Below are 17,169 nucleotides of genomic sequence, written 5' to 3'. Positions count from 1 at the left end.
CCAAAAAAATCAACTAGAAGAATCGGGTTGTTTGCTGCATATTGGTATGGTGAAAAATCCTCGCTGGCCTCTGCCAAAAAATCCACCCCGTCAAATCTTCCTATACTGGCATTATAAGTCCTTGCACCTAAGCTAATTCTCCTCAAATTAATCGTACTTTCCTTTTCTTTATTTTGATATTCAAATTTGTTTAGGGTTGGGTCGGCTTAGTCATCATTTCATTGCTTAATAAAAAGGCCATCCAATAGGTTAATTATTGGATGGCCTTAAACTAAATACTCCTACTTAAATCTATCAACCTATTTCAGGACGAGACAGAATGGCCCTAAAACAAATGCTCTTACATAATTTGCCAACTTACTTCAGGATAAAATGATTATAATACATGGATGTCTTCTATGCTATATTCTCCTGTCTCGTAGATCGTTATACTTAGTGTTAAATCACTTTCACTGTTATCAAACCAGAGATTGAACTCAATAAAGTTTTCATTGCTACTTTCATCATTATAATCGTAAAAATTATCAAAAGCATTATTAGGTGGAAATGAAATAGTTCCATTATATTCTTTTATTGCAGTTTCTATTTCAGCTATTGATAACCTTTTATTCTTGTCATTTTCATAGACTAAATTATAATTTCCATCCGTTAAGTATTCAACAACTTTTTTGAGGATTTTTTCGATATTATTTTTTTTCATTGATATAATTATTTTCTGTTTCCAGGTATCCTTGTCTTTGTATTATGATTTACTTCAATACTTTTAAAATATTCATCCGATTCTCTAATAAGCTTTTTGGCTATTCCCTTTTGTGTTCCTAATTTAGTTAATAAATATTCCAATCATATTGGGAGAATTCTTTACAATTAAAGAATGGGCGCTTTCCTTAAAGACCACATTGGTGTTTTATAGATGGGCAATTTAATAAATAAAGGCCACCCAATGAATATTCTATTGGATGGCCTTAAAGTAAATAGTCGCAATTGCGTCTGCTAACTTATTTGAAAATTAGTTCGCAGTAAGTATCATCTAAAAATTCTGCTCGTCTTTTGGCCCTTTCTGGTGATATAGCTTCGTAGCCTGTTATTTTGGCAGTTTCCATCTTTTTTAACAGTCTGTCAGAAATATAATTATTTGAGCCCAAAAACTGCATTCCGAAAATATCCAATTCTTGGTCAAAATTTTGATTAAATACTAGCTTCGAAACACCTATTGCACTGCCTGTTTCGTAAAACGCATTCATATAGTCTTGATAAGTGCGAATGTTGATTGAAAAGTCTTCTCCCAATTTTCGTTTGTGATAGCGTAAATCGTATTCACTTTTAGCAAAATCAACCGTTTGCTCTCCTGTATCCATATCATAAACAAACCACCAATATCCATCAACAATCTTTCCTTTTTGTAGAAAAGTAGTTTCTAAAAATCTATGGTTTTTTGGTAAATTTACGCTTTCTAATATATCTCGCAATTTATTATTAACTACAAAGCCCCTATATAAGAATCCGATATAGTCTGTGTGTTTAGATTTATTTTCCATAAATACTCCATATAGTGGTTGAGCATATTGGGTAATATTGGCCCATGGTTTCCACCAATCTTTTCCAGCTAATTTAGTTTCATGAAAAATAGATTTATACCATACGTTTCTTTCTAAAAAATCACCTACCTGAATATGAGCTTGTCCAGCACCATCATTAACACCAACTATTTTGGGTTCGGTATTATTTTTAAGAATGTAGTAAATCATAATTTGTTAAAAATTTTGCTTAATAAAGTTATTTAAGGATGTACCAGTGGTTTTGTATGAATCTTGTGCTTTGTCAATAATATTGTGCATATCGTTGATTACATTTTTGATATCACCCATAGTTAGCTTCCCATTCTCATTAATGATTTTTTCCAACTTTGTTGATACAACGTTGGTGTACGCATTGTGTTTGGTATGAAAACCATTTTCTAAATATCGGATATTTTCACCTGCATGAATGTTAAACCCAGCTTCTGCAAATTCATCCCCATATTTTTTTAAAAGTGCTTGTGGAATAACATGATGTTTTGCAAAGCCGGATATGGATTTCATATTGTGATATGTAAGAGCCAAGGCGCCCTTAACTACCTTCATTTTTACAATACTACTAACCACTTTAGTAGTCACGGCAGCTATTTTGGCACCTTTGAAAAGATAACCCGCTACGGGAATTGAAGTGCCTAAATTTATTAATGCAGAACCGTAATTTCCTCTAGCGACATCTATACCTGCGTTGGCAATTCCAGCAACAGTCTGTACCCCTGGTATCCAACCAAAAACATCAAGTGTTCTCTGTATGTTATCGAGGGTACGTTCATTATTGTTACGTTCCCCTCTTATTACAATTTCTGGTAAAACCGTTCCATCATCAATACCATCTCCATTAACATCGGTCAATCCAAAAAAGTCAACTAGAAGAATCGGGTTGTTTGCTGCATATTGGTATGGTGAAAAATCCTCACTGGCCTCTGCCAAAAAATCCACCCCATCAAATCTCCCTATACTCGCATTATAAGTCCTTGCGCCTAAGCTAATTCTTCGCAAGTTAAACGTACTTTCCTTTTCTTTATTTTGATATTCAAATTTATTTTGAAAAGCATTCACCAAACCCACATCTTTTAACACAATTCCCCAAGGGTCAAAAGAAGTTTCTGATGTTTTAGTCAAGGCTGAGCCGGTTGCTTTGTAGGCTATTCGGGTGTTACCCAGATGGTCGTTAATAAAATACTCATAAGACCAGGCTCCGCTTTGATAATTCGCCCTGCCTTCAGGTGTGGTCAGCTGATAGAAAGCACCGTTCTTGAAAACCATTCCATCCAGATACTCCCAGTATTCTCCCGTTGAATAGCTGGTTTTGTAGAGTCGGCCTTCGCCATCATAGAAGTTTTTAATCCATCTGCTACCGCTAAGCTGAATTTCTACAGGCTGATTGGCATAAGTGCTATAAATAATATCGGTGATGTCTTCATTCTTATCAGCTTTCAAAGCGCCATTGGCATAATAGGTGTAGTCATCAGTTCCCGAATTCCGGTTCACAAAATCTACATCATAATTGCCAGATACGGCATCTTCCACACGCGTCAATCTGTTACCTGAGTAGGTATATGTCAGGTTGTCCATTAACCCGTAACTACTGCTCAGTTTACCATTCCGCTGCATACTGGTAATATTACCGTTTCTGTCGTAGTTAATGGTAGGTAATGAATAGTTCTCCGAACCAACTCCGGCATAAGTAGCAGACTTTAAGCGCGAGATGTTATCATAAGTAAATGTATAGCTGCGCAGACCCGAAGGTGCATTATTATTGCTGGCCTGCCACGACTGCTTACCGATGTTGCCATCATAGAAAAAGGCAGTTTCGTAATCCAACCTATAGCTGAACAAATCCCCCTGGCTGGCGTTTGGAACAGGGTTGCCTGAGCCATCCAGATTAATGCCTCTTAGCTGCCCTCTTAAGTGGTAAGTATAATCGGTAGTTTGTAAACCACTGATAGCAGTACCATTGGCAGTGTATGAGCCTGTAGCTCGTATTTTGGCCTGTTTCATTCGTCCGGCCTCATCATATTCCGACCTTCTCACTTCAGCCACCGCAGTGTTGATGCCATGCGATACCTTCGTCTGTCTACCCGTGTTATCGTACTCATAAGCGGCAAGGGTTTCTGTGTTTGACAGACCATCTACCTGATACAGCACTTTCTCGTTGGTTACTTCACCTGCAAAATTATACCCCAGATTGGTAACAATGGCTTTAGTGGCAGGTGTAGCTCCGCCCTTATCATGCGTGCGGTAGCTCTGCATCTTACGGCCTTTGTTATCGTAATGAAAAACAGTATGGTAAACTTTGCTTGGGGTGTCCTGACTGCGGGCAAACGATCCTGTCTGCAACCCTTTAGAGTTACTGTAGTAGTTGCCGGCATTATAGGCAGTACCTGAGCTAAACGCCCATTCTCCGGCTATCCAATCATATCCGTCATAAAAATTCCAGGTTTTTTCGTCTGTTGAGCCATAGCTAATCGGATAACTGACGTTAGAGTAGCCCGTCACGCCAAGCCAGGTTTCATAGGTGTTGGTCACGCCGTCAAAAGCGGCTTGCAATGTAGCCCGACTTGACGAACTGTTCAATTCACCCAAAATAATTACCCTGCCAAACTGGTCGTATTTAGTGAACGACCATTTGTTTAAAGCAGCCTGACTGGCATCCTGCGTCAAAACCGGGAGGTCGTTTTTGTCATAGACTATTGATGACCACCCCGCGCCCGGCGTATGCTTTTCAATCACTCTTCCTGCCGCATCGTAGTTATATCCGAACACCCACTTATTCCAGGCATCTGAGTTTTTGGCAATGCTTGCATTCAAATTCTTACCTTCCGGCTGTATCACAGCCCTTAGCCGTTGCCAATCGTCATACACATAATAGGTAATGTAAGTTGCACCGCCTACTTGTCTTTCCGTTTGTATCACGTTACCAGCTTTGTCTTTTATTTCAACTGAGGTATTGTTCTGCTCATCTACCACCCGGGTCTTATACAGGCTGTTATTCGAGAAAATTCCATGCAGTGTGATATTCCCGGTTGAGTCTGAACTATACAGATGCACCGCACTACCGGCTATTTCATCAAAAGTCTGAATTCTCCTGTTGGCTGTTCTCCAGGGTTGTCCCGCACCGTATTGTGCCCTCAGTCGGTTCATCGGAGAGTTATCAAAGGCCGTTATTTCATTATAAGCAAAGTTGTCGCCGTAAAAAGTGGTACCAAGCGCAAAAGGATTGGCCTGATATTCCCCGGTTTGCACAGTAGTCGGCGCAGCCAGTGCGGTTCTTACGGCACGTCCTAAGCTATCGTATGCTTTCCCTTCAAAGACTATATCCTTTGCCGTAGGAGACTGTTTATAGCCAACCGTTTGTAATGGACGGCCCAGGCCATCCATATACTGTATAGAAATCAACGCTTTCGTTGCATCACCTGCATCAGAGGTGCTTGCACCACTGACACGGAAAGAACTGTGAACAACAGCATTTTTGTGATTGGTAATGGTTTGCCCCCAGCTAAATAGCGGAAGCAAAAACCATAATAAGTTGATAATTTTTTTCATTGGTATGTGCAGATTTAAAATAATGCTACTCCGTTAATGCTCACATTCGTAAAGATGGTCTGATTGGAGCCCCCCCATAAGGCAAAACCTATGTAGAAACTACTGCCGAAGTCGAGTGTTGTCGGGCTGGTGCCTGTCAGGCTGAATGAATCATTCCAGGCATTGTTAGCCTCCGGATTACTGTTCGTGCTGTAATACCCCTTGATGGTACTTCCGGTCTTCACTACTTTTATCCAGGTCTGGTTTAGTGCAGATGGCGCATAGCTGTATAACCCTCCGGTGCCACCGTCTGTATCACGTTTCAGTTCACCCACATTGGCGTTTCCATCCTGAATCAGCGTGTAAAATTTGGCATTGGCATTCAGGCTGCTGCGTATCATGATACCAGCTCTGTCGCCGTCATCGCCCGGAATGGAATTGATTTTAGCAATGATGGTTACATTACCAGTAAAGGCTTTATACATCCAGTGGAGGCTATCAGAAGTGCCACCCACAATGCCATGGCCTAACATAGTAAAGGTTCCAAAAGAATTTTGCGTACAGCCGGGTACAGAAGGATTTCCTAAGTCCATGGCACTCCAGGTAGAAGGAAGCACGGGAATTGCTAAAGCATTAGATGCGGCGCTTACGCAGGTGCCTACTTTGCATCGGGCAGTATAACTGGTTGTTGTGGTTGTGCCTACAGAAATAGAGTTACCTATAGCTCCGTTCGACCATAGAACTGTGCCGGTTTCACAGCCTGCTGCTGTAAGTGTAACCGAGCAAAGCGTTGTGCCTGTTGTTAAAATGACAGGAGCAGCCGGAGTAGCGCAGGTTTCAGCCCCTGTGGCATAGTAATACCTGTAAAGATCCGTCAGGTTTCCTGTGTGGTCTTTAACGGTACTCAACCTGTTTACGCCATCATACTCAAAGCTGCTTTTAAGTCCGTTTGGAGCCACAATCAGGCTTTGTCCTACACCCGATCTCATCACACCAGAGGTTACCATGGCAGAAGGCAAGCCGCTGCGCAGATTAGTACCAATGGTTTCTACACTGGTGGAGTTGTAAGTGTCTGCCACTGTTTCCAGACTGCCAATGACGGCTTCTACATTGGCAACTGTAGCATTTTGGACGGAAGCAATCGGATAAGAGTGTTTATATCCCCAAACGTAAGTAGTTGCCGGCTGATTTAATCTTTTTATCTCTATCGGATTCCCCTTGCTGCTATACTTTCTGCTTTCCAACAGTTTAAATTGAGAAGGAATATACTGAGAAGAATCGTGCGCAAGTTTAACCAGTGAGGCATTTTCATAACGATATACTTCAATGGGGTTGCCCTTGGTGTCACTCTTAATCATTACCCCGTCAACGGTCTTATTATCTACATTACGGACAACCTTCAGCGGCATGCCAATGATGTTCTTGCTTTTTAATTGGTCAACATTATTACCGGCAATATTTTTATAGTCATTCGCGTAGTAATTAATCGTTGAATCTACTTTATTCTTGCTATTGATAGTTTTGGTGCTTCTCTGAAGCATTTCCGGCGTGTAAGCATAACTGACAGTATTGCTTAAAGCCACACCTCCTGAATATTCAGAGGTAGTAGTGGATTCTAACTTATAATGGTCTGTGAAGACAGGGGTAATAACATGTGTGAAATAATTGTAATTAAACCCCGAAGAAATATCGGTGTGTGTACAAGCCATGGTTCTTCCGGCTTTGAACCCATATCTTGTAAGAGGAACAGTTGTTGGATTGTTATACACATTTGTTACTTCTTTTGCCAACGTGTAAGTCAATCCTGTTTTCTCAAAGGTCTGTTCTTTTTCCAGATTTCCACTTCGCCAATTTAAATTAATAGAAGCAGCGTGGGGTGGTTCAGAAATCTGAGTGCCTACAAAACTGTTGCCTTTAAACACGTACACTTTTTTGCCATTTTCTCCGGCACTTCCGTAAGTCTCGGTCACTTTTCTGTACTCTATCTGGTAGCCATCCCAGTTACGGACATTATTCTCTGAGATAAAATATCTTGACCCGCAAGAGGTGCATGGTGCTGTTGGCCATGGCGCTTTGCTTGGTAGACCCGATTCAATAGCTGTAACATAATAGGGCACTGCCAGCAGATTAGCCTGTTCGTAAGTAATAATTCTCTCGTTCGACTTTAAAGATCCTGCATAATCAACAATGCGCGATACCCGGTTACCACCTATCTGCAATCTGCTGCTGTCTCCGGGAACTGATTCACGTGTTTGCCATTTTAAAAAGAAAGGAATGTCTGCCGTTTTAAAGGTCGCCGTGTTTGGTTCATAGAATATTTCTGTATAGCCTTTTGTAGGATAGATTATCTTTTTCAGCATACCTATTTTAGAATAAGTATTATTCGCTCCCCTGTCGGCTTCTCCGAAATTAGTTAAATGAGTGGAAGTAATCTGAGAGTAATCGGCAAACGGAATTTTATTAGTACCATTACTTCCGTTGTAATAACCCCAATGGTCTACACCATTGTTAGCAGGTCGAGTGACGCCTGAAATTCGGAGAGAGGGGATAGGAATATCGTCACCAACTTTCGCGAAATACTCAAAAGAAGTAGTCTGAACAGACGCATACGGAGTTTTGTTTTCAATGAACGATACTGAATTCAACTGCAGGCGGTCATTTGTTCCGATATAACCATAGCTGAAACCTATCCGGTTGGTTTCCAGACCTGCCTCGTCAGACACCACAATGGCTGACAAACCCTTTGCCTTAGTGCCAGTAATGCCTATCAGGTCATTTCGATCAAAGAATTGGAAATCTACTGTTTTTCCCTTCCATGTAATATTATCCAGCAGGTATTGTGCGATACCCGTCTCGGTAGTGGTTGAGCTTGGGGCAAATCCACCATTATATACACATTCTTCTGCAACAGTAAATCCGGTAGAGTAAGATACGCCCGTGACATTTGTTGCGTAAGAAGCATCCTGAATATAATTAAAGTTTACTTCAACCCCATTTGGAGAAGTGATTTTTTTGAGATACCAGGTAACACTGCTCAAATAGGAGGGGTCAGAAATTGGATGTACAAACCCGTCTGAGAAAGTTCCACCATTTGCAAGTGACAATGTGAAAGCAAACTGATAACCTTTTTCGTCAGTGATAGTAAATGAATTAGAAGCATACGCAATTTTAATGGGCATCTTATTCATCAGAATAATACTGTCGCCCTGAAAATAGAACTTGCCGCTTCTACCAAGAAAATTGAATGAAAATAAATCATATTGAGAATCTTTCTGACCATTCAATACCTCTGTCAAATAGTAGTATTTGGTAGGGTCAGTCATTCCACCATTCATATAATTTACCATTTCAGTACGGACACCTGCGTTTTGTAGACCATTGCCTTCAAAATCAGATACTCCATTGATGTTCTGAACAATGGTGCCGCCAACATCCAGATTCCAGCCGTTTCCTACCCAGGTGGGTACATCCTGCGGTTTCAAACCTGTGTTGTTATAGGCCAACTGAACAGGTATGCTCAGATTTTCGTCTACCTGAATCTGGTAAAGCGGCATGCTGTAGTTCAGCTGCCCTGTACTGAAGTTAATCGGAACATTTCCGGCCTCCTGCGTTTTGGCAGCATTCGGAGGCAGTAGCCTTAATCTACTTGAGAGTCCCTCAAAGGGAGCTACAAGTGAAGAGCCTTGTTGCGCCGCTGCACTAAGCGAGAGGCAAATAAACAAAGCAAAAAAGAGTGAATTTTTCATTGAAATTCCTGCGTGTTTGATTTAGTAATGAAAAGAATGAGAACATTTAAGCCATAGCAAAGCCTACCCAATGATTATTGGGGATAATCGAATCAGAATATTCGATATCAGAGAGCGTTAACGATTAATTGGCATTCGAGACTGAATTTAAGAAGACTTGATTCATGTCATAGCCGGAATTTTGAGGGAGATTTGTTTCTCTGGTTGTCATGTGCAAAAGTAATTTTTAAGTACTTGATTTAGTATGTGGCGTGAACCAAACTGAACAAATAAGTTATAAAAACGTAAAGAACGAGTATGTATATACGCAAGTATATTCTTCTATCCTTCGCTTCATTTTTAGAGCTGGTTATTGTCATTGATTCACTAAACAAAATTAACACATTAGTACATCAACTAGTATTATAGAAGGCTGTAAGATAGCCAATCCTTGTTAGTAGCCACTTTATATCGGAAAATGCAGAATTTCTACTCTATTTTTCTCTGTTATAACTTAGAAGATTTTTAGTGATTAATTTAATTGTATGCTCATAGCTATGGAAGAGGTTAAGAGGGTATTTGTTTATAGCCCTGACTGGCGGTAATCAGATTTACGTGTTTTCGAATTTTCTTGGTTATGAAGTCCCGAAATAATTCTATTTTTATACTAATAGTATGTTTTCTACCTATTAGTTTTCTTCGATATACATCCTGCCCTTCCATACTCTTGCTATTCAAAATAACCCGTATAAAACCTTCAGACCTGCCAGGTGAAGAATTGGAAAAGAATTGAACCTTTTTCCCCTAAAACCCTTCCAATTTTCTGTTTCGTAAGTCAAAAGAGCTTCTGAACTTTGCAAGGTAAAATCATTACCCGTATGAGGTTGAAAATTATAATTCTTTTGTTGCTGGCTCTATGGATCCCTGTATTTCTGGATAAGATCATAGATTTTACCGTTTTTAAGACCGAAATTCTGCGACAACCCTTTAGTGACAAATTAGGGTATATCCTCATTTACACACTTCCTGTGCTGGAAGGTCTTACAATACTATTTCTGCTTATGGTACGGATGCAGTACTATGGTCTACTGCTTTCTCTACTACTTATGACCATCTTCACGGTGTACATTGGCCTGGCTCTGTTAGGAGCCTGGGAGAAATTACCTTGTAGCTGCGGAAGTGTCATCAGTGGAATGAGCTGGCGACAACACTTCTTGTTCAATCTGTTTTTTACAGCCCTGAGCGGATGGGGCTTTTATCTGATGCAACGAAAGCGAAGCAGCAACGCGGGAGGTGGAGCTGCCAAGGGTTTGCCGGCCTAAAGGCAAAGTATAATTTTTAACCTTTAATTTTTTTTATCATGAAAACATTAGTAAAAAAGCACTTGCTCTGGGGATTTGCCCTGCTACTCTCAGTGGCGACTATGTCGTTTAAATTATCGGAAAAACAGCGTATGACTAAATCCGCGGGAACGACTACTTTAAGGTGGCATTTTATCCCTAACACAAGCGGGGGAGAAAGTGTAGCAGACAATTACGAACCGGCCGGGAGCATTCCGGACTGTCCGAACAGTACCTCAGTCAGATGCATCATCATGGCCCCTGAAGGCGATCCCGGAAAGCCGGATCTGAGCGGCACCGTTCAGGTACTGAATTACAAGTTTTAAATCAGCAAAAGGGTGGCGCGTACCACCCTTTTCTATGGATTCTGCGCAATCCCCGTAGCGGCAATCACGTCCTGAGGAATTTTGAAGACATATCGGGCACTATTAGGTTCCAGTGCATACATTTGATTATTGACCAGACGCCTGATCGTAACAGCACGTTCCGGCTCCAGATTGAGCCTTCTTAAATCCATCCAGCGCAAGCCTCTGAAAACCAGCTCCTTCCTTCTTTCTTCCAGCACCAGATCCAACAGCTTTTGAGCATTAGAAACAACCACCGGTGCAAACAAATCGGCCTTCCATCTTTTTTGCAGCAAAGCATTAAGCGTACTGGCGGCCTGCGTTACCTGATTCAAACGGGTCTGACACTCCGCCTTAATCAGCATTAATTCTCCGACCGTTAGGCCATTAAAGAGATTATTAGAACCGGCATAACTCCCCTTGAAATGAAAACTGCCACCCGGGTTGGAACCAAAGAACAGCTGAGACCTTAAATCACCCGCCTGATAGGAGTTAAGTAACAAGGAATCCACCTTCAAAACAGGCGGATAAAACATCGCCGGCGTACTCATATGCGAATGGAAGATCACCTCCTCATTAAACAGCGGAAAAGGAAAAGCAGCGGCAGGATTGCGAGTATTGAAATCAATCAGTACAGAACGGTAGGTTAATCCTTTTTCAACCTGTTCCAGCGCGAGTGGATAATCCCCCATAGTCAAGTATACTCTGGCCAGCAAAGCCAAGGCCGCCACCCTGGAAGGGCGGGTTTTAACGGATGTTTCGACAGGTAACAGCTCTGACGCAGACCGGGCATCTTCCAGCAATTGCCGGTAACCCTGTTCCACACTGGCACGCACGGTAGGCGCATGCAGGTCAGAGCTGAGCCGCAGCGCGATTCCCGGATCTGTTGCAGCCGTCTGCGGATTCCAGGCCGGCGCAAAAATCTGTAACAGATGATAGCAGGCATAAGCCCTGAAAAACAGGGCCTGTCCTTTAATCGAATTTGTCTCCTCCAAAGTGCCCTTGATTCGCCCTGCCGCTAAACCCTCCAGTACCAGATTGGCATAATAGACTTTCTGATAAGAAAGAGACCAGTCATTGCGTGGATTCTCATTGAATACCTCTTCCTGCCAGATATACGCATTACGCTCCAATGCCGTATTCACCGCCAGCCAGTCGGCGGTCAATAAATAAAATTCATCTGAAGCCACCTGTCCGGCCGAGGGATAAGCCCCATTCAAGATATTCACATTATTCAAAAGCGTTTGGGCTTCTTTCACACTGGTAATAATGGCCAGTTTCTTGTCCGGTTTGGCATCCAGGAATTCCTGACAGCCACTGCATGGGAGTACCAGCATCAGCACTAAAAGATATTTTTTCATAGTTGGGAAGTTTAAAGATTCAATTTCAATCCTAAAGCATAACTGGTGGGTACAGGAAACCCGCTGGCATAATAATCCGGATCAAGACCGGATGCGTTGGCTTTCCACAACATGCCGATCTGGTTGATATACAGGTAGCATTGCCAAGAGTTACGGTTGCCGGCAGCCGGAAAGTCATAGCTCAGGTTGATGTCCTGTAATCGCACATGATCCCCTTTTTCCACCAGTGTCGCAGCGGAATTGTAAAAAGCATCCCGGTTACTGACATTGGGATACACCAGTGAAGGCACCTGTGTGAATGCCTCATCACCCGGGGCTTTCCACCGCTGTGCATAGTCCGCATGGTGCTGCCAGGTACTGAAGAGATTGGCATAATGAATGGTAGACCTACGGAAATAATAACCCAGCTTATATACAACATTGGCAGAAATACTGATGCTTTTATAAGACAGGGTATTGCGGATGGATCCGAAATGCTCAGGTACCGCTGAACCGTGATACACTAAAGTAGCAGGGGAGGCATTCCGGATAGATGTATAGTTTTTACTTACCTGTCCTTCCAGGTATCCCTGAGGATCTCCGGTTATGGGATCTAAGCCCGCCCACGCATAGCTGTACAAGGCATATACCGGTTGGCCTTTGACAGGCGTGATCAGATTGCCTGAACCCACATAAGCAGAAGCCACGGTGGACAAGGCCTGATACTTAGTTACCTGATTAGTTGCATATCCGTAAATCAGGTCAGTTTTCCAGGTCAAGGCTCCCGAAGTTTGGGAAAAGTGTAAGGCAACATCCAGTCCTGTTCCACGCATGGCGGCCACATTCCCCTTATAGGCAAATGAGCCGGTAGGACTGGTAACGCCAGTGGTCGGGTCTATGGGCGCCTCCCCCAACAAATCCGTTCCGCGTCGGACATAATAATCTATACTTCCGGAAAACATCCGGTTTTTCAGCCCAAAATCAAGACCCAGATTCAACATACCTGAGCGTTCCCAGCGAAGATCAGGATTCCCCGGGTTGGCAACCATGCCATAATCCAGTCCTGAGAGGGCAGCATTCGAATAATAAGCGAGGGTAGTCAGGGCAGAAACGGTGTTATCGACATTGCCATTAAAGCCATAGGTCAAGCGTAATTTGAGCAGGTCTATCCCTGCATTGCTGAAAAACGCTTCCTCACTCAGTTGCCAGCTTAAACCTGCTGACCAAAGCGGAACCCCCTTTTGATTGGCTCTTACCCCAAAGAGGTTAGAAGCATCTTTGCGAACACTGAAAGAAAGAGAATAGCGATCATCCAGGACATAGGAGCCATTGCCATAAAAAGAAGTAAACCTAGACAGCGTATGGTTAAAACCTGCGGGATTGACAATCCGCTGCGTTCCGTTCAGATTATGATAAGTGGGCAGCAGATCGACATAGTTCACACTGCCAAATACCAGAGTCTGATCATCATACCCATAGGTTCTGTAATTATTTGACAAAGCCGTGGTCTGTCTGATTTCTGAGCCGGCCAGTACATTCAAAGCATGTCTTTCACCCCAATTGACTGCGTAATTGACCTGCGCTCTGGCGGTATGCGCTGACAGACGGGTTTCTGCTAAATCCAGGATCCCTCCGAGAGGCACTGGTCTATTGACCAGATTCCCATTGATCTGCGTAAAGCGATTGATCAGATTACGGGCAGTATAAGTCTCCTGCGCATAATAGTTACGCATATCTGACAGCTGTGTTTCATACTGGTATTTCACATCGGCACTCAATCCGGGCAGCAGCTGGTAGTTCACTCCTGTATTGAAACGAAAGGTATGCTGCAAATTGGTATTATCCGCCAGCCTTAGCTCATCCAACGGACGATAATTCCAGTCCAGTAAGCGGCTATCTTTCAGCGTATCAATAAAAGCCTGCCGGTAGTCCTTATCTAAGGGCAGGGCCTTCCCGTCCGCTGTAGCCAATGCTGCATAAGGATAAAGGGCCTTGGAAGTAGGAGCCAGGTTGCTTACCGGATTATTGGCAGTGCTGCGGGACTGAGTATAGGAAATAACACTCTGCAGCTGCAGATTTTTCAAAGGCCGGATATGATTAGAAGATAGCAGACTCAAACGGCTGTTCCCATCCCTTACCCGGTTAGACAGGTTCTGATCCCAGCCGGCAGACAGATAATAAGTGTATAGGTCAGTCCCACCTCTGTACGAAGCAGAATACTGCTGATTCAGACTCTTCCGGTAGAAATACTGAGCCATATCCCGGCGTACGTCCTGAGCTACCAAACCTGATAGCCGGGTTGAGGCTTCCTGTGCGGTGATCTTGCCGCTTCTTTGGGCAGCAAGGACCTCTACGGCCGGCGAAATCAGCGGGAAACGGTTATTGGTCAGAGAACTGTTATAGTAGCCCTTATCAAAAAGCAGTTGCTCTACTTCGATAAAATCCTTCGAAGCCATGGAAGGGGCATAATAGAGATCAGGTTGCATACCTAGCGTATAATTAGTTCTGAACTCAAAGACAGGTTTGGCTGCCTTACCCTTTTTGGTCTCTACCACAATGACCCCATTGGCGGCTCTAACTCCCCAAATCGAAGCAGCTGCGGCATCCTTTAAAAGCGTGATGCTTTCCACATCATTGGGATTGAGTGTTTCCAGCGAACTTTCATAAGGGAAGCCATCTACGATAATCAAAGGGTCGGCACCCGCTAGGATGGTACTGCGACCCCGAAGGGAGAGTTTACGGCCTCCGATACCCGCTCTGTTATCAAAATACAGGCTGGTAACCCCTTCCAGCCGGCTCAACAGATCCGTACTCACACTTCTGTTAATCAGGGAAGCATTGATTTTCTCAAAACTGCCGGTCACCCTTTCCTGAGGCAAAGACTGATAACCCGTACTGACCATCACTTCATTTAATAAAGACTCTGCCGGAATCAGTCGGATATCAAGAGACCGCACTATTAAAGCAGAGACCGGTACTCGCGTAGAAAGATAGCCGATATGGCTCACCGTAAGGGTATCCTTCTCCAGACGAAGCAGGATCTCAAAACGACCTTCGGCATCTGATAAAGTCGAAGCGCCACTGGCGAGCAGACGTACAGTAGCTCCGGGTAGGGCACTTCCGTCTTCAGCTGAAATATGACCGCTGAGTAAGGTCTGAGCTGAGAGCTCTAAACAGACCATCAAGCAAAAGAAAGTTAAGTACTTTTTCATGGGATAGATGGATTTTCGGTAATCACAAACACCTTTATTTTTCTTTTTTGCATAGAGATACTTATCCCTTGCTTGGATAGTTGCTCATCCAACAACCGGGTATCGTCAATAGCCACGGGCAGGCTGAGATCCAGATTCCCCCGGTATCCGGTTTCATCTATGTGATAGATGGGAAGCTTCCTATTGAGGTAATCCATCACAAGTGATACCGGTGCGTTTTTAAAGTATTTTTCCTTGTCCGGCGCATGCATATTATTTTCAGCCGGCCCTCCGCGGGTATGAGCGAGATGGAAGTTTTCATTAGCCGTGAAAATCCGGCAGTCTATTTCCCTTTCTTCGAAATGCCCTGTCATCCCAAAGTACCTGAATAAGTCTGCGGCAGCTAGCGCTTTCGCTTTCAAGACAGGCGTAGGGGGCAGATTCAATTCATAGCAGTAGGTGTTGTGCTTTTTCCAGTCTTCATACCCCTCTTCGGATCCTTTAAAGCGAACAGTTGTATCATTCCTGACTTCTACAATCACTCTGGCAGGTGGCCAGTTTTCTATGTCAGGATAGGGAATTGAAAAAAGCTGAGCAATGCTGCAGTTAATGCAGGTCAATTGGGTAACCGGTTTTTCCGGCTTACCTCTTACCGTAGTAATCATTAAGCCTAAACCTTGTATGGGACCGGTCAGCAGGGAGCGATTCCGGATAGCCGCAGATTCACCTCCATTACCGTTTACAAAAAGCGGTGCCGCATAATCAAAGTTCACCAGATCCTGCTTGAGTGTGTAGGCAAAGGTTTGTCCATGGATAAACCGTTTCAAATTTTCCAGCGTGAGATCTCTTTCATAAGTAATCGCCTGAATGATTCCCTGCTGATTTATCCAGACATATTGCGGAATGGACTGATAGGGGAAATATTGTTGTAATACAGAAGCACTCACAGCAGTGACAGGGACAAAGCGGCTGCTGTCTCTTGCCCGGTAACGTTTAATAAAAGCAGTAATACGTTCCCGGTCATCACCCGTGGCACCAATAAACTGGAGCCGGTCACCCAACTGCTTTTGCCATTCTCCCATCTGCGGGAATTTCTTAATACAAGGAGCACACCAGGTTGCCCAGAAATCCAGGATGATGGGTTGGTTCTTAAACTCATGCAACAAGAGTGTTTCCTTACCTGCAGGATGATTGACAACCTGGAGCGGCAAGCGCCAGAGCTCCGGTGGGAGAGTGTCTCCCACACGAAGAGTCTGGGCAGGGAGGAGAAAATGGGTTGATAGGCTTAGGTAAAGGCATAGCAAAGCCCATACGTATTTTTTTACGTTCATGATTGTAACAGTTTAGATAGAAAAATTTGGCAACAAGGAGATTACCACCACCTTACACCGGAGACTTGATGATGTTCTTGAAGAGCTGTTTAGGGCATACGCCTATGCTGAGGCCGAACAAAGCCCAAATAAGATTGCGATAAAATGAAAGATGCTGCATAACTCGTATCTATTTTACGAGTCTCGTTCGGTGGGCTATAAAAAGCAATGTAGCACAGGGCACTACCCACCGCACTGCAAGCTTCCGACGGCTTTTAGAGACGGCAAATGGTAGCAACCCATGTGCTACATCGCCAAAGTTAGGCAAAAGTAGTCACACGGGCATTAATTCTACCATCTCGCTCTAAATCAAATTGTCGGAATTTGCAGTCGAGATCTTAGTTTAATACCTTAAAACTATACAAATATAACAAAACTAAGCTATAACTAAGTATAAAATTGCAAAAATATTTACTCCTTGCTTATTATGAGTAAGGTAAAATCTGCATTTGAGCTTGCTATCGTTGAAAATGTTAAGAAAAAACGAAAAGAACTTAACAGGCCTCAATCATATATTGCTATGATATTGGATGTTTCTGATGGGTATGTTGGTCAGATTGAAAGTCGCAATTATCCTAGTATGTATTCGCTAAACCAACTCAATATAATAGCAAAGGACTTCGAATGTAGTCCTAAAGATTTTATGCCAGAGAAAAGTATTTAGGGAAACCTTATGAGAGATAAGTAATTAAATATCAGCGTATTACATAAAAAAACAACCCCGAAAACTGCCAATTTCTTGGAATTTCGGGGTTTTTGT

General features: G+C 43.0%; 10 protein-coding genes and 1 pseudogene. 3 read left to right on the top strand and 8 right to left on the bottom strand.

The genetic code is table 11. The annotated features are described in order from the left end of the window. Window positions 1-8 precede the first annotated feature (8 nt). The 5 genes and pseudogenes from C0V77_RS23445 to C0V77_RS00035 all read right to left on the bottom strand — a co-directional run. Window positions 9-182: pseudogene (locus tag C0V77_RS23445) on the bottom strand (RHS repeat-associated core domain-containing protein); the annotation flags it as partial. Window positions 183-376: 194 nt separating this feature from the next. Next, window positions 377-700 (bottom strand): hypothetical protein, encoded by a 324-nt coding sequence (locus C0V77_RS00050; RefSeq protein ID WP_101724272.1) that lies wholly within the window; start codon window positions 698-700, stop codon window positions 377-379. Between the two features lie 298 nt (window positions 701-998). After that, a complete protein-coding gene (locus C0V77_RS00045; RefSeq protein WP_101724271.1) occupies window positions 999-1,748 on the bottom strand; it encodes an imm11 family protein in 750 nt (249 codons plus the stop codon). Window positions 1,749-1,754: 6 nt separating this feature from the next. Continuing rightward, on the bottom strand, window positions 1,755-5,120 hold the full coding sequence (locus C0V77_RS00040) for a DUF6443 domain-containing protein (RefSeq protein ID WP_101724270.1): 3,366 nt from the start codon (window positions 5,118-5,120) through the stop codon (window positions 1,755-1,757). Between the two features lie 14 nt (window positions 5,121-5,134). Next, on the bottom strand, window positions 5,135-8,845 hold the full coding sequence (locus C0V77_RS00035; RefSeq protein ID WP_101724269.1) for a hypothetical protein: 3,711 nt from the start codon (window positions 8,843-8,845) through the stop codon (window positions 5,135-5,137). A gap of 857 nt (window positions 8,846-9,702) precedes the next feature. Here C0V77_RS00035 and C0V77_RS00030 point away from each other — a divergent pair. Together C0V77_RS00030 and C0V77_RS00025 are read left to right on the top strand one after the other, a co-directional pair. Continuing rightward, entirely contained in the window at window positions 9,703-10,146 is a 444-nt protein-coding gene (locus tag C0V77_RS00030; protein ID WP_101724268.1) for a MauE/DoxX family redox-associated membrane protein, read from the top strand. A gap of 38 nt (window positions 10,147-10,184) precedes the next feature. Continuing rightward, window positions 10,185-10,490, top strand: coding sequence for a hypothetical protein (locus C0V77_RS00025; RefSeq protein ID WP_101724267.1), 306 nt, complete (start codon window positions 10,185-10,187; stop codon window positions 10,488-10,490). A 32-nt stretch (window positions 10,491-10,522) separates the two neighbouring features. On the opposite strand, the gene C0V77_RS00020 is transcribed toward C0V77_RS00025, so the two are convergent. From C0V77_RS00020 to C0V77_RS00010, 3 genes are read right to left on the bottom strand one after another with little or no spacing between them, the layout of a single operon-like run. Next, entirely contained in the window at window positions 10,523-11,869 is a 1,347-nt protein-coding gene (locus C0V77_RS00020; RefSeq protein WP_101724266.1) for a RagB/SusD family nutrient uptake outer membrane protein, read from the bottom strand. An 11-nt stretch (window positions 11,870-11,880) separates the two neighbouring features. After that, on the bottom strand, window positions 11,881-15,060 hold the full coding sequence (locus C0V77_RS00015; RefSeq protein ID WP_101724265.1) for a SusC/RagA family TonB-linked outer membrane protein: 3,180 nt from the start codon (window positions 15,058-15,060) through the stop codon (window positions 11,881-11,883). After that, window positions 15,057-16,370, bottom strand: a complete 1,314-nt coding sequence (locus tag C0V77_RS00010) for a TlpA disulfide reductase family protein (RefSeq protein WP_101724264.1) — start codon at window positions 16,368-16,370, stop codon at window positions 15,057-15,059. Before C0V77_RS00010 ends, C0V77_RS00015 begins: the two co-directional genes overlap by 4 nt. Before the next feature lie 466 nt (window positions 16,371-16,836). Between C0V77_RS00010 and C0V77_RS00005 the strand changes: the two genes are divergently transcribed. Beyond that, window positions 16,837-17,073, top strand: coding sequence for a helix-turn-helix domain-containing protein (locus tag C0V77_RS00005; RefSeq protein ID WP_101724263.1), 237 nt, complete (start codon window positions 16,837-16,839; stop codon window positions 17,071-17,073). Window positions 17,074-17,169: the final 96 nt, after the last annotated feature.

This window comes from Emticicia sp. TH156 (assembly GCF_002855535.1).
Lineage (GTDB): Bacteria > Bacteroidota > Bacteroidia > Cytophagales > Spirosomataceae > Emticicia > Emticicia fluvialis.
This window is presented reverse-complemented; position numbering and strand designations above follow the sequence as displayed.